Origin of the sequence: Halorussus gelatinilyticus (assembly GCF_023238445.1) — an archaeon.
Lineage (GTDB): Archaea > Halobacteriota > Halobacteria > Halobacteriales > Haladaptataceae > Halorussus > Halorussus gelatinilyticus.
This window is the reverse complement of the sequence record NZ_CP096658.1, coordinates 600,240-618,810: the sequence shown is the minus strand read 5'-3', so window position 1 is coordinate 618,810 and position 18,571 is coordinate 600,240. Positions and strand designations below refer to the sequence as shown.

Here is an 18,571-nt window from a genome sequence, read left to right as displayed (position 1 = left end):
TCCCGACGGCTCCCGACCGCCGCCGCTCACCTGCTATCGTCGTTTTCGCCGAGGAGGTCCGCGACCAGCAGTTCGTGGCCCCGGCGGAGGCGCTCGGAGACCGCCTGCCGGGAGATGCCGAGTCGCTCGCCGACGCCCCGGAGGTCCACCGTCCGGGGAATCTCGTAGTAGCCCATATCGAACGCGGCGTCGAGCGCCTGCTTCTGTTTGTCGGTCAGTCCGGTATCGGCCGTCGGGGCGTCGTTGGAGCCGTACAACCGCGTGACGGTCGCCTCGAACTCGCGGGTGAACTCGTCGTCGAACGCCTCGGCCACGTCGTCGCTGTCCGCGAACCGCAACTGCATCTGCCAGACGCCGCCTTCCGCGGTCGCGCGGAGTATCACTCCGCCCCGGTCGAAGACCGTTCTGGCGAACCGACAGATGGGTCCTTCGAACTCCAGTTCGAGGAGTTCGGCGCCGTCGTCCGACCCGAGGCGGTTGACCGCGGCGACAGTCGAGTCCGCTTCGAGGAGGTCGGCGGGCGAGCGGTCTCCGACGTCAGACACCCACGCCGACATGCTCACTCGGTCGTCGGGGTCGCCGACCGTGCGCTCTAACTGGACCGTGGCGTCGGGCGCGCGCTCGAACGTCTCGCCGAGCGCGAGCGCCGACGCCGGAACCTCGATTTCGAAGGCCGTGACTACTCCCATCGTTGTAGAGAAGCGTGTCGCCGTGTCGTGCAACCCATCGTCGTCGCTACGCGCCCTTCCTGTGGCAGCCCTGTCATCCACCCGTTGGTTGACAGAACGTCACCGTAAGACCACGGCATTAATATTAATGCCATGTATCAGGCGGGGCGGTCTCGGCCGTCGATGCGGAGCGTGTTGCAGACCAGTGCGTCGTGCGCGCGCCGGAGCCGCTGAGAGACCGAGTTCGCCGAGATGTCGAGTTCCGCGGCGATGTCCTCGACCGTCGCCGAGCGCGGGACCGCGAAGTACCCCAGTTCGGAGGCGACCACCAGCGTCTCGCGCTGTTCGGAAGTCAGCCCGAACTCGCCGTGTCTGGGTTCGCTGGCCCGGTACTTCCGGTGGAGCTCGAAGTTCGACCCGAAGTGGTCGCGGAACGACGAGAGGTGCTGTTCTTCGGAGAACCGGAGTTTGAAGAACCACTCGTCGTCGGCCGCCGCCTCCTGAACCACGGCGTGCCGGTCTATCATCTCGTCCACGAGCGACTCGACGGTCTCGGACCACTCGACGAGGTACAGCGCACCGTCCTCGAACCGGTCGAGCGTCTCAACGTCGGCGACCGTCTCGTCGTCCGCCATCGCCGACTCGAAGTCGTCGAGGTCGCCGCCCGTCGCCCAGACGAACGGCATCACCCACTCCCTGCTGTGAGTCGCCAGTCGCTCGACTTCGATTCGCATCTCCGGCATAGCGTCGAGCGCACTGTCGAGTGCGAAGTCGCCCGTCGGCACCGAGAACTCCGCGACGAGGCTCATGCGTCGGATTCGACCTCCGCACGGAAACGTCGTGTGGCAGAGATTATCTAATTCGGCGACGAGGCTGGCGTCCTGTCGGCGACGAGCCGTCACTCTACCCGGCGACAACGCTTTCCTAACAGTCGTCGTAGCGGGGCCATGGTCCGTGCGTACACGGCAATCATCACGGGAGCGGGAGCATCGGAGGGCGTCACGGCGGCGCTCCGCGACGTACCGGGCGTCACGGAGGCCCACGTCGTCGCCGGGGACTTCGACGTCATCGCCGAAATCGAAGCCGAGACGGTTCGCGACCTCCAGAAAGTCGTCACCGGCGGGATACACGCACTCGAGGACGTGGGGACGACGCGGACGTACATTCAGATGGACTGAGTATCGCCCGGCGCGAGTCTCACGGCGGCCGACTTCCGCGCGGTTACCGACCGAGGATGATTACCGAGGACCGACGCCTCAGGCGTCGAGCGCGATGAACGACACGTCGTTATCGCGCATGTACTCCCGGAAATCGGCCACGACCGTCGGCAGAGCGGGGAGGATACCGCGCTCGAAGGCGGCGATGACCACCACGTCGTCCACGAATCCGGTGAACAGTATCTTCGTGTCTGCGACCTTGATTATCTGGTTGACGTTCTCGGAACCCATCAGCTCCTCGTAGCTCTCGCTGGCTACGAGTTCGAGGAGTTCGGACTCGACCTCGCGCTGGCGGCGGTCGGTCCAGTCGAGGTCCTCGCGGAGGTGGAGGACGTCCACCTCGCTGGAGTCGCCATCGTCGGGGTCAGCGCGGACGAAGTATCGGAGTTTCTCGTCTGCGTGAGCTAACGTAATCGAACACATGTCCTCGGCGATGGGCATCGGTCTATAAACGCTACACTCGGGAAATAAAACCATTGAACGCAACCGGGGTGTCGAAAGCGGTCGGAGCGTCGGGCGACCGACCCGCGTTCAGACGGCCGCCACCCACGCCCGGTATCCCTCGGGCCGGTCGTACACCTTCCGGAAGACGCGCTCGACGCACTGGGCGACTCGGTTCGGGTCGGCCAGCGCGGACACCCGGACGTTGACGCCCTCGGCCTCCTCGGGCCGCGTCAACTCGTCTATCTTGAACGCCGGGAACTCGCCGAGCAGGGATTTGAGCGCGTCTAGCTCGTCGTCGGTGCAGTCCAAATTGAGCGTTCCGTCGCCGAACTGAATCCACGGCGGGGCTTCCTCCGGTTCCTGCTCGTCGCCCTCGGCGTCCGAGTCCGGGGTCTCCTCGTCGGCTCTCGCGTCGACGTGGGCCTCGAACGTGACGAACGGACTGGCGCGCTCGCGGTGGGCGACGACGCCCTCTGCGAACAGCTTCTGGCGCTCGTCGGGCGTCGCGGCGTCGAATCGGGTCATACCGGAGGTACGCAGTCGGGACTGAAAAAGGGTGTCAGAACGGAACCGAGACCGCCGACCGTCCGGAAGCTATCCAACCACCGACACCCCGGCGGCTTCAATAAGACCTTTGCCGGGCCGCGGCGAACGCTACTGTATGAAAGGTGTCGTCGGTGGGGGAATCGCGGGTCTCGCGGCCGCCTACCGCCTCCAGCAACACGGACACGACGTGCAGGTATTCGAAGCCAGCGACCAGATCGGCGGCCTCGCGGCGGTGTACGAGACCGCGGGCGACCCCGTCGAGAAGTTCTATCACCACCTCTCGGCCTCCGAGGAGACCATCATCGACCTCATCGGCGAGTTGGGACTCGGCGAGAGGCTGGAGTGGCCCATCGGGAAGAACGCGTACTACTGGGACGGGACCGTCTACCCGATGGACAAGCCGTGGGAGATTCTGGCCTACCCCCACATGAGCGTCTACGACAAGTTCCGCCTCGCGATGCTCACCCAGGAGATAGACGTTCGCGGCGGGATTCCGAAGTTCGACACGTACGAGAATCTGGAGGACTTCGAGGACGTCCCCATCGAGCAGTTCCTACGCGAACACACCTCTCACGGGGTATACGAGGGGTTCTTCGAGCCACTGCTCGACGCCAAGTTCGGCGACCGGAAAGACGACGTGAGCGCGGCGTGGTTGCTCGGCCGCATCAAGTTCCGCGGCGAGCGCGACCTGTTGCGCGGCGAACCGCTGGGCTACCTCGAAGGCGGGTTCGGCCAGTTGCTCGACGCCCTCGTGGACGCGGTGGGTCGCGAGAACATCACGACGAACGCGCGGGTCACGGACCTCAACCTCGACGACGATGCGGTCAGCGAGATGACCGTGGAGGTCGCGGACGGCGCGTCCACCGCGAGTGGGGAGGACCGAGCGGCCGAGGCAGAGGCCGAGGCCGACGGTGGCGCGACCACTCAGACTTACGCCGTAGACGACGTGGTGGTCGCCGCGATGCCGAACGTCCTCGAAGACCTCTGTGGCTACGAGTGCGACATCGACTTCCAGGGCGCGGTCTGTGCGCTCGTGACGATGGACGAGGCGCTGACCGACACCTACTGGCTGAACGTCGCCCACGACGCGCCGTTCGGCGCGCTCATCGAGCACACCAACTACATGCCGCCGGAGAACTACGGCGGCGACCACCTGCTGTACGTCGCCAGCTACATCCAGGACTACGAGGAGGACCTCTGGCAGATGGACGAAAGCGAAGTCGAGGACCTCTGGCTCGGCCACATCGAGGAGATGTTCCCCGACTGGGACCGCTCGCACGTCGAGGAGTTCCGCCTCGCCAAGAACCCCCGCGCCGCCCCCATCTACGAGCGCGGCTACCTCGACATGGTGATTCCCTACGACCTCTCGGCGGAAGTCGCGGACGGACTCTACTACGCAGGGATGGCCAGCAGAGCGCAGTACCCCGAGCGCAGTCTGAACGGCGGTATCGTCGCGGGCTACGAGTGCGCGGACAGGATTGCGGGTCGCAAGGAAGTCGTCAGCCCGGAGTGACGCCCGTCGGAACCGGACGTTTTGAGACGTAATCAGTGGAGTCGAACCCCTACGTCCCGGAAAACGCCCAGAACCCTTTTCAGCGAATTTCGCTTATCGGTATCGTGGGAGAACAATGAGTGGTATTTTGTCAGAAATCACGGGGGAGAATCGAGCGATGGACGACGGCGCGCGCGGCCAGATAGTACGGGCGGTCAAGATGGCGATACAGGACGGTGATGGGATGTCGGCCGACTCCCGCGAGGGCGAAATCGTCCGAACGTTCCTCCTCGTGGACCTCGGCGCGGCGATGAACTACCTTCGCGGTCGGCGCGGGTCGTCCGAGGCGACGGAAGCGCTCACGGAACTGGCCCCCGAGGCCGACCTCGAATCGGACGGGAGCAGTGGCGGACGCGGCATGCTTTCGAGGCTCTTCCTCCTCGGGGTCGTCGTCGGTCTCGGCTACGCGATGAGCAAGCGGTCGGAGTCGGTCGGCGAAACCGTCGGTCGCGCGACCGACCGGGTCCGAGAGGTCGCCGACCAAACCGCCATCCGCTCGGGAGAGGCCGCCCAGCGGACCGAGGCCGTCGCGGGAGAGGCCGCGGACCGCATCGAAGAGGGGAGCGAAATGGCCGCAGAGCGAGTCCAGGAGGGCGGCGAGGCCGCCGCGGAGCAGGTTCGCGAGCGCGGCGAGATGGCCGCCGACAGCGTGCAGGAGGGCGGAGAGGAAGTCTCCGAGGACATGGAACGGGCCGCCGACACCGCGGAGGACGCAGAGGAGAAAGTCGAGGACGCCGAATCCAGCGTCAGCGACGCGGCCGACGAGGCGATGCCCGACGACGGCGAAGACGACGAAGAAAGCGAGGAGTGAGACCGCCCCGTGAGGGTGCCGGTCCGTCGAACTTTCGCGGAATCGGCCGGTAGCGGCGCGCGGTGAACGGGACGCCGTTCTCCTCGTCCGCAGACGGTCGGGTTACGCTTCGGCGTCCTCGTCGCTCACGCCGGGCGCGTCCGTCACGCTCACGTCCTCGGGTTCGTCCTGCCCACCCACGCGAACCTCGCCGTCTGGACCCTGCACGTACACGTCGTCGGCGAAGCCGCCTTCGGCGTAGGGATGCTCCGGCTCGTCCAGCTTCTCGGGCGTCGAGGGCGCGTCCGGGATGCCGCCCGCGGGCTCGAACTCGCCGAGGGGGTCCTCGATGGCGATGCCGTGGCGCTCGAAGAACTCCCGGTAGCGGTCGTAGTGGTCGTCCAACTCGTCGCTCGGGAACTCCATCATCTCGGTCCAGCCGTGGTTGTAGAAGTCGAAGTTGGCCTGAATGTGGGTGATTTCGCGGGCCTCGGCCTCGGGCGCGCCCTGCTGGAGCGCCGCGAGGTAGGTGTCCATCGTCGCGTCGAAGAAGGCGTCGAGTCGCTCCCTGCGCTCCTCGCGGTGGGCCTCGTCGGCCTTCTCGAGGAAGATGCGGGTGTGGAGGTCCACGAGCTTCTGCTTCACGATGTCGGAGACGACCGGAAGCTCGAGCGCCTTCCGCGAGGCGAAGTGGCGGACGTTCTGGTTTATCTTCATCGGACGGTAGTTGGGACGCGACCCTCAAAAGTTCGTCCGTCTGCGAACGCTCACCACAGGCGTCGTTCGTGAACGACCGGCACGATACCGAGATAGCAACCGACTTTAACCCCGAAGATGAAGGTTCGGCTATGAGCGAGTCGTACGTGATAATCGGTGACGGTATCGCGGGGAGTTCCGCGGCGGAGACCATCCGCGAGGAGGCCCCCGACGCCGACGTATCCGTGATCACAGACGAAGGTGAGGCCCTGTACAACCGTATCCTCATCAAAGAGTTCGCCAAAGGAAAGCTGCCCGAAGCGCCCATCTCCATCCACGAGGAAGACTGGTACGCCGAACGAGACATCGACCTCGAACTCAACACGTTCGTGACGAACGTGGACCCCGACGCGCACGAGGTCCACACCCACGACAGCGGCACGTTCGAGTACGACAAGCTGCTGGTCGCCACGGGCGGGACGCCGACCCAGCTTCCGGTTGACAACAGCGACGCCGAGGGCGTCCACCACTTCTGGACGTTCCAGGACGCCCGGAAGATTCAGGAACACGCCGACGAGACCGACACCGGCGTCGTCGTCGGCGCGGGCCTGCTCGGTATCGACCTCGCGGCGATCTGTGCCGCGCAGGAAGTGGACGCCAAGTACATCATGCGGGGCAACCGCTGGTGGCGCTACGGCCTGAGCCTCGACGGTGCCGAAATCATCCACGACGCGCTCGAAGAGAAGGGCGTCGAACCCGTCCTCGAGAGCGGCGTCGAGGAGTTCCAGACCGACGACGACGGCCACGTCGTCTCGACGGTGGACGCCAACGGCGAGGAGTACGAGAGCGACTTCGTCGGCGTCGCCATCGGCCTGAACTTCAACACCGAGTACCTCCAGGGCACGGGCATCGAGGAGGACAGCGGTATCGTCGTGGACGAGTACATGCAGACCAACGTCGAGGACATCTACGCGGCCGGTGACATCACCCGGTACTACGACACCATCCTCGACGAGTACGCCCAGAACGGCTCGTGGGGCAGTGCGAAAGAGCAGGGCCAAATCGCGGCGAAGAACATGGTCGCCGACGACGAGGAGGAGGCGTTCCGCTGGGTGTCCTCCTACTCCATCACGCACTTCGACTTCCCGTTCCTCAGCTTCGGCTTCCCGACGCTGGGCGACGACGAGTGCGAGCGCAAGTACAGCGACACCGAGTGGCGTCGCCTCGCGTTCAAGGACGGCAAGCTCGTCGGCGGCGTCCTCATCGGCGACATCGCCCCGCAGGGCCGGTACAAGGACCTCATCCGCCAAGAGGCCGAGGTCGCCGACCAGAAGGAGATTCTGCTGGAGAAGGACTTCGACCCCGAAGAGCTGGCGATTCCCCAAGAACAGTAGTTCGGACCCGTCACTCCCCACTCGGCACTTCCCGACCTCACCGGACGAGCGCGCTCACCGCGCGAACCACGAGTCGTCGGAAACTTCGATTCCGTTTTCGTCGCAGACGTCCCGTCCGAGCGACCGCACCGACTGCTCCTGTGGTAGCGTCTCGGACTTCCGAATCGACCGCTTCAGGTCCGCGGCGAGTCGGTCCACCGCCGACTCGCCGCCGAGCGCCCGCATCTCCTCCAACGCCTCGCGGTACTCGTGGTCTTCGGGCGACGAGCCGGTCCGTTCGTCGAGTCGTTCGTCGGCGAGCGCCGCGAGTTCCCGGAGGTGTGCGTCCACGCTGGCCATGCGTAATTCGACGGGTTCGATGCCTAAAACCCTGGTCGCCGGTCGCGGAACGAACTGCAACCGTACCCAACGTTGTTATACGTGGAACCGCTACCGAGCGCACATGCCCCAACTCGAGATCGCTCTGTCGGACGACGTGGACATGCAGATAGACCAGCTCGTCACACAGGAGGAGTTCGTGGACCGCCAGGAGGCCCTCGAAGAGATCCTCTCGCTCGGCATCAAGGAGTACCAGACGACGATGGAGAGCGACACCCGCGACGAGATGGAGTTCGCCGACGAGATGATGGAGACCACCGAGCGCTCGCTCGGCGACGAAGACGAAGGCTACCGCTTCTGAACGCCGGGAGAGGCCGTCGAGCGCTGCTTTCTCCGGACCCTTCGAATCTGCAACGCTCGCGGAATATCTATCGTTCGGACCTGTAAGTTCCGGCCACCAGAAGGTTTAACATACTCCACGACAATTGGTACCGTGTAACACGATGTCCTCGAACACGATTTCAGGAACCGACAGTGACGGGCGGACCGTCCGCGTTCGTCCGGCGACCGCGCTGCCGGCGGATACCCCGGTCCGCCACTACGACGAGCTCTCCGAGGAGGTCCAGCAGTTGCTCGCCGAACACGACGGCGGCGGCTCGGTCGCCGTCACGCCCGAAGTCGCCGCCGAACTGGCCGACGAACCGGTCGTCGTGTTCTCGGAGTATTTGCGGGTCGAACTCGCGTAAGCGGTTTCTCCTCGGTGCCGGTGCGCCCGATACGAGCGTGTGCGAGTCCTCGGTAGACGAATCTACGCTCCGGTAGGCGAGTTCCGGCGGCCGAGTTCTTCGCCGTGAGCCGGTCGTGGTGAGTCGAATCCGCGGCTCGGGGCTGGCTCCGTACCGAAGCCGTTTTGCCCGCCACCGGCCGAGTAGGAGACATGAACGGAAGCGGCGAGATGACCCTCGCCTTCGAACTCTCGGCGCTGGAGCGACTGGCCGAACCCGGCGCGGTGTTCGACGACGCGCGCAGGTGGAGCAAGTACGTCGGCGTGGTCTCGGACAAGCCCACCTACGTCGTCACCAACTTCACCCGGAAGAACCGCATCCGGCAGGACTTCTTCTCCGGCCCGAAGGGGAAAGGCGAGAGCTTGGAGAGCGTCCGCGAGCAGTTCGAGACCGACCGCCACGTCTTCGTCGGCACGAGCGACGAGGACCGCGACCTCGCGGAGGACCACGAGTGGGAGTTCCTCGACGTGACCGAGGCCGCCGAAGCCGCCGAGTGGCAACTGGCCGAGGAGGCCGAGGAGGCCGACGACGACCCCGAGGAAGACCAGCGCGACGACTGGCCCTGAGGCCGCGTCTCGACTGTCGCTCCCGGCATTCGCTCGAAGTCGGTGCAAGTCGAGCGTGCGAGCCGTGGTACCATTTTCGATTCGAGTAGAGTGGTCGGCACGAGCCGAGTCGCGGCGTTTAAACGCCCGAAACTCCAACCCAATCGCATGGCAGAACCGCGCGTTCCGGGCGGCCGAGGGGCCGAAATCGACCTCCCGTGCGGCGAGTCGGTCCACGTCCACGACCTCGACATGGGTATGCGCGAGTACGAGTGCGACTGCGGGGAGACGCACGCGGTCGTGACCGACGTGCATCCGCCCTCCCGATTCGTCCCCGAGTTCCTCGTGGAGGTCCTCCGGGCGACCATCGACACCGACGACGATTTGGGCGAGTTCGGCACCCCGCACGTCATGGGCGTCGTGTTGGAGGAGTTCCCCGAGGAGGTCGTCAGCGAGAACGTCGAGGACGACCAGGACGTGGGCTACGCACTGGTCTGGCTGACCGACTTCGACTCGCGGCGACTCCACGAAATCGTCGTGGAACTGCTGGTGGAACTGATGGAACACGCCGTCAGCCACGCCGACGACGATTCGGCGATGGCCCAGTTCGAAGACGACATGCTCGACTTCGACGTGGCGGAGTTCGTCGAGCAGTACCGCCGCGAGCGCGACTTCTCCGGACCGCACGATACGGCGGCCTGACGCGGCGCTCGCCCGGAATCCGGCGCGGGCGGCGTCTGACGAACGTCTGACTGAGCGTTAAGTGACAGCATCTCGCACGAACGGACACATGGCCCAGTGTGCGAGGGAGTACGACCGGATTCGGACCGTCCTCGCCGAGGCCGACGCCGACGAGCGGTTGACCGCGCGCGAGATTCTCCAGTTGCTCGACGCCCGCGGCGAGTCCTTCGAGAGCGCCCACCGCGTCGCCACCGTCCTCGGGCGACGCGCCCGGAGCGGCGACGTGACCGTCATCCGGTCGTCGCCGTACCGGTATCGACTAGACACCTGAGTTATCGCCCTTCGGGATTCGGTTCGTAGCTCTCGCCGACCGGTATCTCCAGCACGCGCTCTCGGGTCCCTATCGTCAGTGATTGGTACTCGGCGATCTCGCCGTCGAAACTGAATCCGACCGGGTCGTCGCGGCGAACGTCCACCTGTAGCTCGGGGGCCAGTAGGCGGGTGACGTGCTCGGTCTCGTCGCCGAACAGTCGGTGAATCGCGGCCTCCTGTAGCAGGTCGGCGGGCGGCATCCGTTCGATGATGGTCACTTCGAGCAGGCCGTCCTCGCAGTTGGCCTGCGAGCGCCCCTCGGCGGGGAACCGCCGGGCGTTGCCCACGAGGACCATCACCGCGTCGCCCGTCCACGCCTTGTCCGCGCCGGGACAGTCCGCCTCGACCGCGAGCGGGAGCGCGTCGAACTCCCGGAGGGTCCGGAGTCCGGTGACGACGTAGGCCAGCATACCGAGTCTGTCCTTGAGTTCCGGCGAGGTCGAGGCGCTGGCCTCGGCGGTTAGCCCCGCGATGCAGGAGTTCAGAAAGAGTTCGTCGCCGCGTTTCGCGTCGCGTCCGGCGGTCGCCACGTCGATGCGCCGCCGTTCGCCGTCCGCGAGGACCTCGAAGGCGTGTTCGATGCTCTCGATACCGAGGTTCCCCGCGAAGTTGTTGCCCGTGCCGGTCGGGACGACGCCGAACGTCACCTCGCTCAGAGCGTCGGCGGCGTCGAGTCCGCGGGCCACCTCGTTGACGGTGCCGTCGCCGCCCGCCGCGGCCACGAGGTCGGCCCCGGCGTCGGCCGCGAGTCGGGCGAAGGCGACCGCCTCGCCGCCCGCCTGGGTCTCCAGCACCGTGAACCCGGCTCGGTCGGCCAGCTCCCGGACCTCCTCGCGGTGGTCGCCGTTCCCGCTGACCGGGTTGTAGACGAGTACCCGGTCGCTCCGAACGCCCCCGTCCGGGAGGAGTCGCTCGCGCTCCGCTCGGTCGTCGGTGACGACGTGTGCGCCTCGAACGGCGTCCCCGCTCGTGTCGGGGTCTGCGAGCGCCCCCCAAGTCTCGGACATGCGACACGTTGTTCGGGGCAGAAAGCCAAAGGTCTACCGGCTATTACCACTCTGCGTGTACGCAGTCGATTTACACGCCCACACGCGGTTCTTCCACGGGCACGAGCGGGCCGCCGACTACTACGACCCGGTGGGAGTCCGACTGCTGGCGGGGGCCGCCGGGTTGCGAGGCTTGGACGGAGTGGCGACGACCAACCACGACTACTACCGGGCGTTCGACTTCGGCGGGGGGCGACCGGGTGGGAGCGGACGGGGAAAGAGCGGACCGTACGCCGCGACGATTCCCGGTATCGAGGTCACGACGACCCACGGCCACGTCCTCGTGGTCGGCCCGGACCCGCCGACCCGGACCGAACCGGGCGACCTCTCGCCGGAGGGGGCGGTCGAACTCGCCCACGACCGCGGGTGCGCGGCCATCGTCGCCCACCCGTACCGCAACAGCACCGTCCGGGAGGTCGACGCCGACTTCGACGCCATCGAAATCAACGGCAAACACCCCCGGACCGAGGAGTGGGTTCGGAAACTCGCCGACCGCCACGACCTCCCGCTGGTCGGCGGGAGCGACGCCCACTACCCCGTCGAGGTCGGTCGGGCCTACACCGAAATCGAGGCCGACGACCTCACGCCCGAGTCGGTCGTCGCGGCCATCCGCGACGGCCGGGTCAGACCGCGAGTGAACCGGAGTCCGTTCAACCGCGCGCTCCGGACGCTCTACCGGCGGGTCCACGAGGAGAAGGGCTACCTCCAGCGCCCCGAGTGGCTGGACACGCCGGGCGTCGGCAAGCCCCCGAAGTGACCCGACCGCCGGCACGGTCCGGAATCCGATTTTCGTAACGACCGAAGCGAAGCACGGCCAACTTTCGATTCGTCTCCCGAAACAGTAACCCCCGACCGACCCGACCTGCTTCGCCGAAATCCGCTACCCCAGCTTCTCGTCCAGAATCAGTCGCGTCTTCGTGTTGACGACCTCCTCCAGTTCGCGCGCTTTCGTGATGAGTTGGTTCACGCTCTGGGTGTCGGCGGCGTCCACGACCAGCACGATGTCCTCCTCGCCGGAGACCTGCCACACGAAGTCCACCTGTTCCCAGTCGGCGACGCGCTCGCCGAGGTCCGAGGTGTTCACGTCCACCGCCACGTCGAGTTCTATCATCGCCTTCACGTTGCCCGTCCGGGTGGCGACGGTGAAGCGCTCGATGACGCCCTCGTCGGTCATGCGCTCGACGCGGTTGCGAACCGTGCCCTCCGACGTGCCGACTTCCTCGGCTATCTCGGTGTACGGTTTTCGGGCGTCTCGTCGCAGGATGGACAGGATTTCGCGGTCGAGTTCGTCCATTGAGATGCGACAGTAGACGGGGACCCCACTTGGAGATTACGAAATTCGTAATCTCGCTACGAAAGCAAGGTTTATACACCCGGATTCCGTATGAATCTCGTAATGTCGGCCGCATACGTCGCACTGGAAGGCGGCAGCGTCGTGGAGGCGCGCTGTCGCGCTCCGGGCACGTCCCACGGCGAACTGGTATTCACGACCGCGTACACCGGGTACGAAGAGAGCCTGACCGACCCCTCCTACGAGGAGCAGGTCCTCACGTTCTCGTACCCGCTCATCGGGAACTACGGCGTCCGAGAGGAGCGCTTCGAGGACGAGCGCGTCCACCCCCGAGCCGTCGTCGCGCGCGAACTCACCGACGACGTGGCCGAGTGGCTCGAAAGCGAGGGCGTCCCCGCAGTGGACAAACTCGACACCCGAGACCTCGTGGGCCAGATTCGAGAGGGCGGCGCGATGAAGTGCGGCATCTCGGCAGGTCCCGACGCCTCGCCCGAGAAGGCGAAGGACGCGCTCGCGGACTGTCCGGGGATGAGCGACCACGTGGACATCGGCGCGCAGGTCAGCGTCTCGGGCAAGACGACCTACGAGGGCGGAGACGGTCCCGACGTGGCGCTGGTGGACTGCGGCGCGAAGGGGTCCATCGTGGAGTCGCTGCTCGAACGCGACGCGACGGTCCACGTCCTGCCCTACGACGTGACGCCGGGCGAAGTCGCCGACCTCGACCCCGACGTCCTCTTCGTCTCGAACGGTCCCGGCGACCCCGCGAACTTCGAGGCCGCCGAGTCGCTCGTCTCCGAGTTCGTCGGCGAGGTCCCGCTGGCGGGTATCTGTCTCGGCCAGCAGATCGTCGCCCGCGCGCTCGGCGGCACCACCGAGAAGATGGCGTTCGGCCACCGCGGCGTCAACCAACCCGTCCGGGACCTGCGCTCGGACAAGGTGGTCATGACGACCCAGAACCACGGCTACACCGTCGCCGAACCCGGCCCGGAACTCGACGTGACGCAGGTCAACGTCAACGACGACACCGCCGAGGGACTGGAGAGCGACGACCTGCAGGTCCTGACTCGCCAGTACCATCCCGAGGCGAACCCCGGCCCGCACGACACGCTCGGTTTCTTCGATAACGTCGTCGAGATGGCGACCGACGAACGTCGAACTCCCGTCGCGGCCGACTGACGCTCGGGAGCCTCCGTCGCGTTTTCTGCACAGTCTTCCGAACGAGTAGCGTCGCCCGCGACGGGCGACGTGCCCAGCGTCTCGACGTCGCTCAGCCGATTCGCTCGCGGCCGCAGTCCGTCGAATTTACATTCGCGGGGCAGGAGGGGTGAGACGATGGTCCTCGAACTACTGTTCGGATTCCTCGTCCTCGTCGCGGCCTCCTACGTCGGAACGACGATGGCGCTCAGAGGCTTCTTCGGCCGGGAGCGATACGACGGACGTTCCGGGTCCGACGGAGACGGACCGCCGGACGACGGCGACGAATAGGTGGCGCGAACCGGCGGCGCTCGCCTACTGCTCGTCGATTAGCGGCAGGTCGGCGAGCTGGTCCTCGACCGTCGCGGCGATGTCGGTGCTCCGGTCGGAGTGGTCGCGCGCGAGGTCGTGGGCCTCCGCGACGCCCTCGGGGTCGGCGACCGGAACCAGTCGGATCGTGGTCCCCTCGGGACCGACCTCCACGAGGACGTACGCCTGCGGGAACGACGAGAGCGCGGGGCAGACCAGTCCCCGCACGTCGCCGGAGATGGCCGCGGGCAGGTGGACGTGCCCCGAGAGGTGCAGCGCGTCGTGGCCCGCGAGCGCGTCCACGAACGCGGGCGCGTCGCCGACCGGCGGGTGGGGTGCGTAGTGGTCGTCGGCGAGGTGCGATTCCAGCCCCGGCGGGTTGTGATGGGAGACCACGACCGCGGCCTCGGTCTCGGGGAGCGTCTCTTCGAGCCACGCGAGTTGGTCCTCGGAGACGGCGCCGTCGTGGGTCCCGGCGAGTTCCCCGTCGGGCGTCGAGGCCGAGTTCAGCCCCAGCACGTCCACGTCGCCGAGTTCGGCGCGGTAGGGGAACGAGTCGGGCGCAAAGCGCGCTTCGAACTCGCTCACGGGCGGCGTGTCGTGGTCGTCGAACGACTTGGGCACGTCGTGGTTGCCCGGTACGGCGACGAACGGCGCGTCGAGGTCGGCCAGCACGTCGGCGACGGCGTCGAAGTCCTCGAGGCGGCCGTCCTCGGTCAGGTCGCCCGCGACGACGACGCCGTCCACCGCGCGGTCGTTCGCGTCGGCGACTGCGGCCCGGAAGCGGGCCTCGGTTCGGTGGTAGGCCTTCCACGTCCCCGACTTGTCCGTCGAGAGGTGCGGGTCGGAGAACACCGCGAGCGTCGTGCGGTTCGGTGCTCGCGGCGCGGCGAACCGCGCGAGCGTGGTCGGCGTCGCGGGGACGCTCAACTCGGTCCACGCGCCGTCGCTGGCGTCTGCATCGGTCGGTTCGACTGTGGCGGCTCGGCGTTGTTGGACCCCACTTCCCTCGGTCATTACCCCGACCTACCCGCCTGAGGCTCATAAACGTAGCGCAGAAAGTATATATTTGACACCCTAAACTATATAGATTGGTGGCGGAGAGCGGGCGACGGGGAGGTCGCACGCCGCGTTCGTACCACGTCCGCACCGGGTGGTTCGCGCCGGGTAGTTCGCCCGACGCGGCCGACCCAAAATCGAGCGAGTCGGACGACCCCAAGCAGAAGCTACAAGGCGTCTCCGGTCCCTCGTCACGGCGAATGCTCGACGAGTTGCTCGGGCGCGCGGAGTTGAAAGAGCGCATCGCCGACCTCGAAGACGACAAGCGCCACCTCGAACGCCAGTTGGAGGCCGAACAGGAGCGCCGGTCGGAGGCCGCGACCGCCCGCCAGGAGGCCGAACAGCGGGTCAACCGGCTGGAAGACCGCATCGCCGAGTTGGAAGACCGAGTCGAGCGCACCGAGTCCGGCGGCTCGGACCTCGACTTCCGGGGGGTCGAGACGGTCCGCGGCGACCGCCTCGCCGAGATTCTGTCGCGGCTCGAATCGGTCGAGACCGACCCCGAGGGCGCGCTGACGGCGATGGTCGGCGACGGCGACAGGGGACTGCCCGCGGAAGTCGAAGCGGCCTTCGGCGACCACGCCGCGCTGGTCGGTCGCGCGCGGCCCTGCCTCGCGACCGCCGACGACGCGGGTCTCGTGAGCGCCGCGCTCGTCCCGCCGGTCACGCCCGACCCCTTCGCCGAGTGGAGCGACGGCTTCCGCATCGACCGCGAGTGGTTCCTCCCGACCGGTCGCTTCGCGCTGGCACTGGTCCGCTCGGACGTGTTCGCGGTCGGCACCTACGAGGGCCGCGAGCGCGTCGCGTTCGAGGGCTTCGAGAGCGACGTGAAGGGCGACCACTCGAAGGGCGGCTTCTCGCAGGGCCGGTTCGAGCGCCGCCGCGACGCCCAGATAGACGAACACCTCGAAAAGTGCGAGGCGGCCATCGACGAGGCGGTCGCCGAGCGGTCGGCCGACCGCCTCTTCGTCGTCGGTCAGCGCACGCTGCTGGGCGAGTTCGAGGAGCGCGCCGACGCGACCAGCGCAGTGGACGCCACAGGGAAACCGAAGGAAGCGCTCGACGACGCCTTCCACGAGTTCTGGACGACGCGACTCTACCGCATCTGATTCTCCGCTCGGGGCCGCGGCTACGACCGGACCGCACGTCGGCCCACGGCCACGCGACTCGAAGCGCGTAGTTTCGTCCCCTCCGAGCGAAGACCGAACTCCGCGCCTCAGATGCCGGTCGGCGGGAACTCCCGAGCCTCACGGAACGCGCCCTGTACGACCTCCGAGAGCGCCGGGTGGACGTGAATCGTCTCGGCGAGGCGGTCGGCGTCGGCTTCAGCCGCGACCGCGGTCGCGACCTCGTGGACTAGCATCGAGGCGTGGGGACCGACGACGTGGAAGCCCAGCACCTCGCCGTCGGGGGCCGCGATGGCCTTGGCGAACCCGTCGGTGTCGAGCGCCGACCCGAGCGCGGTCCGGTCGTACGCGAACCGGCCGACCGAGTAGTCGCCGTCGAGTTCGTCCTCGGTCTTCCCGAGGCTACCGACTTGCGGCGACCCGAAGATGGCGTGGGCCATGCCAGGGTACTCGACGGCCGCGCGCTCGCCGCGAATCGCGTTCCGGACCGCGTACTCGGCTTCCTTGTCGCCGGAGTGTTTGAACATGTAGTTGCCCGCGATGTCGCCGATGGCCCACACCCCGTCGGCCGACGTTTCGAGGTACTCGTTCGTCTCCACGAACCCCTTCTCGTCGGTGTCGATGGCCGCCGCCTCGACGTTCCACGAATCGGCGTTCGGGCGGCGGCCGGTCGCCAGCAGTATCTCGTCGCCCCGCACCTCGATTTCCTCGCCGTCGTCGGACGCCGCGCGGACGAGTTTCTCCCCGCTGTCGCCTCCGTTGCCCTCGTCACCCTCACTCGCGCCGTCCCCGTCTTCGACCAGTTCCGTCACCTCGTAGCCGGTGTGGACTTCGTGGCGTTCGGCGTAGGCATCGGTCAGGTGCCGGGCGATTTCGGGGTCCTCGCGGTCCACCAATCGGTCGCCGTGCCCGACGATACTTACCTCGGTCCCCATCGCGTCGAAGAAGTGGCTCATCTCGGCCGCGATGTAGCCGCCGCCGACCACGACGAGGCGGTCCGGGCGCTCGCGGAGGCGGAGCGCGTCGGCGCTCGTCAGGAACTCCACCTCGTCGGTCCCCTCGATGGAGTCCGGAATCACCGGTCGAGAACCGCCGGCGAGGACGATTCGCTCGCCGGTCAACTCGACCGGACCGCCGTCGGCGTCCCCGCTCTCCGCCGCCGAATCGACCTCGACGGTTCGCTCGCCGACGAACCGGCCCTCGGTCCGATAGAAGGTGATCCGGTCGCTCTCGCGGACGGTCTCGGCCTTCGACTCGGCTTCGGCGGTTATCTTCGCCGTCACCTCGTCTACCACGTCTGCGAAGCGAATCTCCTCGACGCTGGCTTCGACGCCGAGCGCGTCGGCCTGCTGGACGGTCCGAACCACGTCGGCGCGGTGGATCAGCTTCTTCGAGGGGTTACAGCCCCGATTCAAGCAGGTGCCGCCGAGCCTGTCGCGCTCGACCAGCGCCACGTCCAACCCCTCGTCGGCCGCGGCCGACGCCACGACGTTGCCGGTTCCCCCGCCGAGGACGATGATGTCGAATTCGGGCATCGAACCGGTCGACGGCCGCGAGCGCAAAGAAACTCCTCGCCGCTCTCGACTCGAAAATCAGTCGGTCGGCGTCGGTGTCCCCGACGTCGCCGCCCGGCGCGTGAGCGCGCCGACGCAGGCCGCGGCGACCGTGACGTGCATGACCATCAGGACCGCGACGCCGGCCACCGTCGCCGCGGGGTCCACCGACAGCAGGACGAGGTCGGGAACGAACGAGAGGACGAGGACGACGGCCGCCAGAAGGGTGAACTGACGGTCCGGCGCGTCGGAGAACCGCGACAGCGCCCAGTACGCCACGACCGCACCGACGGCACCGACGACGGTCAAAAACAGGACCGGCGGCCACGCTACCGTCCGAAGTCCCGGTGCCACGTCGAGCGCGAGCGCGGCGGTCAGAACGACGGCGTTCGCCAGCACCGACAGCGCGACGGCGAGCGAGAACATAGCTTCGACTGCTGACGAGTGCGTTCTCGGACGAGCCGAGCGGTCGAAGTCGGGAACGACGACGAGAAAAGCGAGCTCGGAGTTCCGGCCGTTAGCCGCCGAACATCTCGCGCGACATCAGAACTACGGGGTGGCCAGTGGGTAACCCATTGTGAGGAGAAGAGTTAGCAGCCACACAGTGTTTCATTCTCCTTTTCTGGTGATGAGGAAATAGAGTGGCTGCTGACGATCCATATCAAGCGAAAATACACCTTCGCGCTCATGAATATCCATCACCTGATCCCGGATCGCATAATCCTCAATCCCGAAATCATCGAAATAGGGGGTCCAGTCTCCAATATACACGCCGATAAACGTCTTGTTCTCTAGTAGTGCGTCCCAGTCATATGGGTTCGCTGAAGCAATATCCCGGATAATCTCTTCAGTGAGATCCTCTTCGATATCTACAAGACACTCACGGGTGTCTTGAGTTATCTCATATTCATCAAACCAATATTCGCGTCTTGTATCGCTGTGTTCCTCCGCCATTCTGTATAATATTTGTTAATCTGTTTGCTG

General features: G+C 66.6%; 25 protein-coding genes. 13 read left to right on the top strand and 12 right to left on the bottom strand.

Annotated features, from left to right (window positions below; genetic code table 11):
• Positions 1-26: 26 nt before the first annotated feature.
• Positions 27-689, bottom strand: a complete 663-nt coding sequence (locus M0R88_RS03235) for a helix-turn-helix domain-containing protein (RefSeq protein ID WP_248655528.1) — start codon at positions 687-689, stop codon at positions 27-29.
• Between the two features lie 137 nt (positions 690-826).
• Entirely contained in the window at positions 827-1,477 is a 651-nt protein-coding gene (locus M0R88_RS03230) for a helix-turn-helix domain-containing protein (protein WP_248655527.1), read from the bottom strand.
• A 138-nt stretch (positions 1,478-1,615) separates the two neighbouring features.
• On the opposite strand from M0R88_RS03230, the gene M0R88_RS03225 reads away from it, so the two are divergent.
• Positions 1,616-1,846, top strand: coding sequence for an Lrp/AsnC ligand binding domain-containing protein (locus tag M0R88_RS03225; protein WP_248655526.1), 231 nt, complete (start codon positions 1,616-1,618; stop codon positions 1,844-1,846).
• A gap of 78 nt (positions 1,847-1,924) precedes the next feature.
• Here the strand turns inward: M0R88_RS03225 and M0R88_RS03220 are convergent, their stop codons facing one another.
• Entirely contained in the window at positions 1,925-2,326 is a 402-nt protein-coding gene (locus tag M0R88_RS03220) for a hypothetical protein (RefSeq protein WP_248655525.1), read from the bottom strand.
• Between the two features lie 90 nt (positions 2,327-2,416).
• Positions 2,417-2,854 (bottom strand): DUF7975 family protein, encoded by a 438-nt coding sequence (locus M0R88_RS03215; RefSeq protein ID WP_248655524.1) that lies wholly within the window; start codon positions 2,852-2,854, stop codon positions 2,417-2,419.
• A gap of 136 nt (positions 2,855-2,990) precedes the next feature.
• Between M0R88_RS03215 and M0R88_RS03210 the strand changes: the two genes are divergently transcribed.
• Together M0R88_RS03210 and M0R88_RS03205 are read left to right on the top strand one after the other, a co-directional pair.
• Positions 2,991-4,388 carry an NAD(P)/FAD-dependent oxidoreductase gene (locus tag M0R88_RS03210; protein WP_248655523.1) on the top strand — a complete coding sequence of 466 codons (1,398 nt, stop codon included), beginning with the start codon at positions 2,991-2,993 and terminating at the stop codon, positions 4,386-4,388.
• 115 nt (positions 4,389-4,503) lie between these two features.
• Complete coding sequence (locus M0R88_RS03205) at positions 4,504-5,238, top strand: prolipoprotein diacylglyceryl transferase (RefSeq protein WP_248655522.1); 735 nt, start codon at positions 4,504-4,506, stop codon at positions 5,236-5,238.
• Between the two features lie 102 nt (positions 5,239-5,340).
• Here the strand turns inward: M0R88_RS03205 and M0R88_RS03200 are convergent, their stop codons facing one another.
• On the bottom strand, positions 5,341-5,934 hold the full coding sequence (locus M0R88_RS03200) for a DUF6149 family protein (protein ID WP_248655521.1): 594 nt from the start codon (positions 5,932-5,934) through the stop codon (positions 5,341-5,343).
• Between the two features lie 131 nt (positions 5,935-6,065).
• Between M0R88_RS03200 and M0R88_RS03195 the strand changes: the two genes are divergently transcribed.
• Entirely contained in the window at positions 6,066-7,307 is a 1,242-nt protein-coding gene (locus M0R88_RS03195) for an NAD(P)/FAD-dependent oxidoreductase (RefSeq protein WP_248655520.1), read from the top strand.
• 54 nt (positions 7,308-7,361) lie between these two features.
• Here the strand turns inward: M0R88_RS03195 and M0R88_RS03190 are convergent, their stop codons facing one another.
• Positions 7,362-7,646: a hypothetical protein gene (locus M0R88_RS03190; protein WP_248655519.1), complete on the bottom strand. Its 285-nt coding sequence runs from the start codon at positions 7,644-7,646 to the stop codon at positions 7,362-7,364.
• 103 nt (positions 7,647-7,749) lie between these two features.
• Here M0R88_RS03190 and M0R88_RS03185 point away from each other — a divergent pair, with 103 nt between their 5' ends.
• The 5 genes from M0R88_RS03185 (at position 7,750) to M0R88_RS03165 (ending at position 9,967) form a co-directional block, all read left to right on the top strand.
• Positions 7,750-7,986 (top strand): DUF7120 family protein, encoded by a 237-nt coding sequence (locus M0R88_RS03185; RefSeq protein ID WP_137284926.1) that lies wholly within the window; start codon positions 7,750-7,752, stop codon positions 7,984-7,986.
• A 142-nt stretch (positions 7,987-8,128) separates the two neighbouring features.
• Complete coding sequence (locus M0R88_RS03180) at positions 8,129-8,371, top strand: DUF7979 domain-containing protein (RefSeq protein WP_248655518.1); 243 nt, start codon at positions 8,129-8,131, stop codon at positions 8,369-8,371.
• A 191-nt stretch (positions 8,372-8,562) separates the two neighbouring features.
• Entirely contained in the window at positions 8,563-8,976 is a 414-nt protein-coding gene (locus M0R88_RS03175; protein WP_248655517.1) for a DUF7124 domain-containing protein, read from the top strand.
• Positions 8,977-9,123: 147 nt separating this feature from the next.
• Positions 9,124-9,657, top strand: coding sequence for a DUF5815 family protein (locus M0R88_RS03170; protein ID WP_248655516.1), 534 nt, complete (start codon positions 9,124-9,126; stop codon positions 9,655-9,657).
• A gap of 88 nt (positions 9,658-9,745) precedes the next feature.
• On the top strand, positions 9,746-9,967 hold the full coding sequence (locus tag M0R88_RS03165; protein WP_248655515.1) for a hypothetical protein: 222 nt from the start codon (positions 9,746-9,748) through the stop codon (positions 9,965-9,967).
• 1 nt (position 9,968) lies between these two features.
• On the opposite strand, the gene M0R88_RS03160 is transcribed toward M0R88_RS03165, so the two are convergent.
• Positions 9,969-11,015: a diacylglycerol/lipid kinase family protein gene (locus M0R88_RS03160; RefSeq protein WP_248655514.1), complete on the bottom strand. Its 1,047-nt coding sequence runs from the start codon at positions 11,013-11,015 to the stop codon at positions 9,969-9,971.
• Between the two features lie 55 nt (positions 11,016-11,070).
• On the opposite strand from M0R88_RS03160, the gene M0R88_RS03155 reads away from it, so the two are divergent.
• Positions 11,071-11,811 (top strand): CehA/McbA family metallohydrolase, encoded by a 741-nt coding sequence (locus M0R88_RS03155; RefSeq protein WP_248655513.1) that lies wholly within the window; start codon positions 11,071-11,073, stop codon positions 11,809-11,811.
• Positions 11,812-11,934: 123 nt separating this feature from the next.
• On the opposite strand, the gene M0R88_RS03150 is transcribed toward M0R88_RS03155, so the two are convergent.
• Positions 11,935-12,348 (bottom strand): Lrp/AsnC family transcriptional regulator, encoded by a 414-nt coding sequence (locus tag M0R88_RS03150; protein ID WP_248655512.1) that lies wholly within the window; start codon positions 12,346-12,348, stop codon positions 11,935-11,937.
• A gap of 102 nt (positions 12,349-12,450) precedes the next feature.
• Here M0R88_RS03150 and carA point away from each other — a divergent pair, with 102 nt between their 5' ends.
• Both carA and M0R88_RS03140 read left to right on the top strand, forming a co-directional pair.
• Positions 12,451-13,521, top strand: a complete 1,071-nt coding sequence (carA, locus tag M0R88_RS03145) for a glutamine-hydrolyzing carbamoyl-phosphate synthase small subunit (protein WP_248655511.1) — start codon at positions 12,451-12,453, stop codon at positions 13,519-13,521.
• A gap of 156 nt (positions 13,522-13,677) precedes the next feature.
• Positions 13,678-13,830 carry a hypothetical protein gene (locus M0R88_RS03140; RefSeq protein ID WP_248655510.1) on the top strand — a complete coding sequence of 51 codons (153 nt, stop codon included), beginning with the start codon at positions 13,678-13,680 and terminating at the stop codon, positions 13,828-13,830.
• A gap of 24 nt (positions 13,831-13,854) precedes the next feature.
• Here the strand turns inward: M0R88_RS03140 and M0R88_RS03135 are convergent, their stop codons facing one another.
• A complete protein-coding gene (locus M0R88_RS03135; protein WP_248655509.1) occupies positions 13,855-14,865 on the bottom strand; it encodes a metallophosphoesterase family protein in 1,011 nt (336 codons plus the stop codon).
• A gap of 242 nt (positions 14,866-15,107) precedes the next feature.
• Here M0R88_RS03135 and M0R88_RS03130 point away from each other — a divergent pair, with 242 nt between their 5' ends.
• Complete coding sequence (locus M0R88_RS03130) at positions 15,108-16,016, top strand: Vms1/Ankzf1 family peptidyl-tRNA hydrolase (RefSeq protein ID WP_248656749.1); 909 nt, start codon at positions 15,108-15,110, stop codon at positions 16,014-16,016.
• 107 nt (positions 16,017-16,123) lie between these two features.
• Here M0R88_RS03130 and M0R88_RS03125 read toward each other — a convergent pair whose 3' ends face one another.
• The 3 genes from M0R88_RS03125 to M0R88_RS03115 form a co-directional block, all read right to left on the bottom strand.
• Positions 16,124-17,569 (bottom strand): dihydrolipoyl dehydrogenase family protein, encoded by a 1,446-nt coding sequence (locus M0R88_RS03125; protein WP_248655508.1) that lies wholly within the window; start codon positions 17,567-17,569, stop codon positions 16,124-16,126.
• Between the two features lie 57 nt (positions 17,570-17,626).
• Complete coding sequence (locus tag M0R88_RS03120) at positions 17,627-18,013, bottom strand: DUF6069 family protein (protein WP_248655507.1); 387 nt, start codon at positions 18,011-18,013, stop codon at positions 17,627-17,629.
• A gap of 183 nt (positions 18,014-18,196) precedes the next feature.
• A complete protein-coding gene (locus M0R88_RS03115; protein WP_248655506.1) occupies positions 18,197-18,541 on the bottom strand; it encodes a hypothetical protein in 345 nt (114 codons plus the stop codon).
• Between the last annotated feature and the right edge of the window lie 30 nt (positions 18,542-18,571).

Bases quoted from the DNA above. Each gene is read 5' to 3' on its own strand.
- M0R88_RS03235 (WP_248655528.1), bottom strand. From the start codon at position 689: ATGGGAGTAGTCACGGCCTTCGAAATCGAGGTTCCGGCGTCGGCGCTC.
- M0R88_RS03230 (WP_248655527.1), bottom strand. From the start codon at position 1,477: ATGAGCCTCGTCGCGGAGTTCTCGGTGCCGACGGGCGACTTCGCACTC.
- M0R88_RS03225 (WP_248655526.1), top strand. From the start codon at position 1,616: ATGGTCCGTGCGTACACGGCAATCATCACGGGAGCGGGAGCATCGGAG.
- M0R88_RS03220 (WP_248655525.1), bottom strand. From the start codon at position 2,326: ATGCCCATCGCCGAGGACATGTGTTCGATTACGTTAGCTCACGCAGAC.
- M0R88_RS03215 (WP_248655524.1), bottom strand. From the start codon at position 2,854: ATGACCCGATTCGACGCCGCGACGCCCGACGAGCGCCAGAAGCTGTTC.
- M0R88_RS03210 (WP_248655523.1), top strand. From the start codon at position 2,991: ATGAAAGGTGTCGTCGGTGGGGGAATCGCGGGTCTCGCGGCCGCCTAC.
- M0R88_RS03205 (WP_248655522.1), top strand. From the start codon at position 4,504: ATGAGTGGTATTTTGTCAGAAATCACGGGGGAGAATCGAGCGATGGAC.
- M0R88_RS03200 (WP_248655521.1), bottom strand. From the start codon at position 5,934: ATGAAGATAAACCAGAACGTCCGCCACTTCGCCTCGCGGAAGGCGCTC.
- M0R88_RS03195 (WP_248655520.1), top strand. From the start codon at position 6,066: ATGAGCGAGTCGTACGTGATAATCGGTGACGGTATCGCGGGGAGTTCC.
- M0R88_RS03190 (WP_248655519.1), bottom strand. From the start codon at position 7,646: ATGGCCAGCGTGGACGCACACCTCCGGGAACTCGCGGCGCTCGCCGAC.
- M0R88_RS03185 (WP_137284926.1), top strand. From the start codon at position 7,750: ATGCCCCAACTCGAGATCGCTCTGTCGGACGACGTGGACATGCAGATA.
- M0R88_RS03180 (WP_248655518.1), top strand. From the start codon at position 8,129: ATGTCCTCGAACACGATTTCAGGAACCGACAGTGACGGGCGGACCGTC.
- M0R88_RS03175 (WP_248655517.1), top strand. From the start codon at position 8,563: ATGAACGGAAGCGGCGAGATGACCCTCGCCTTCGAACTCTCGGCGCTG.
- M0R88_RS03170 (WP_248655516.1), top strand. From the start codon at position 9,124: ATGGCAGAACCGCGCGTTCCGGGCGGCCGAGGGGCCGAAATCGACCTC.
- M0R88_RS03165 (WP_248655515.1), top strand. From the start codon at position 9,746: ATGGCCCAGTGTGCGAGGGAGTACGACCGGATTCGGACCGTCCTCGCC.
- M0R88_RS03160 (WP_248655514.1), bottom strand. From the start codon at position 11,015: ATGTCCGAGACTTGGGGGGCGCTCGCAGACCCCGACACGAGCGGGGAC.
- M0R88_RS03150 (WP_248655512.1), bottom strand. From the start codon at position 12,348: ATGGACGAACTCGACCGCGAAATCCTGTCCATCCTGCGACGAGACGCC.
- carA (WP_248655511.1), top strand. From the start codon at position 12,451: ATGTCGGCCGCATACGTCGCACTGGAAGGCGGCAGCGTCGTGGAGGCG.
- M0R88_RS03140 (WP_248655510.1), top strand. From the start codon at position 13,678: ATGGTCCTCGAACTACTGTTCGGATTCCTCGTCCTCGTCGCGGCCTCC.
- M0R88_RS03135 (WP_248655509.1), bottom strand. From the start codon at position 14,865: ATGACCGAGGGAAGTGGGGTCCAACAACGCCGAGCCGCCACAGTCGAA.
- M0R88_RS03130 (WP_248656749.1), top strand. From the start codon at position 15,108: ATGCTCGACGAGTTGCTCGGGCGCGCGGAGTTGAAAGAGCGCATCGCC.
- M0R88_RS03125 (WP_248655508.1), bottom strand. From the start codon at position 17,569: ATGCCCGAATTCGACATCATCGTCCTCGGCGGGGGAACCGGCAACGTC.
- M0R88_RS03120 (WP_248655507.1), bottom strand. From the start codon at position 18,013: ATGTTCTCGCTCGCCGTCGCGCTGTCGGTGCTGGCGAACGCCGTCGTT.
- M0R88_RS03115 (WP_248655506.1), bottom strand. From the start codon at position 18,541: ATGGCGGAGGAACACAGCGATACAAGACGCGAATATTGGTTTGATGAA.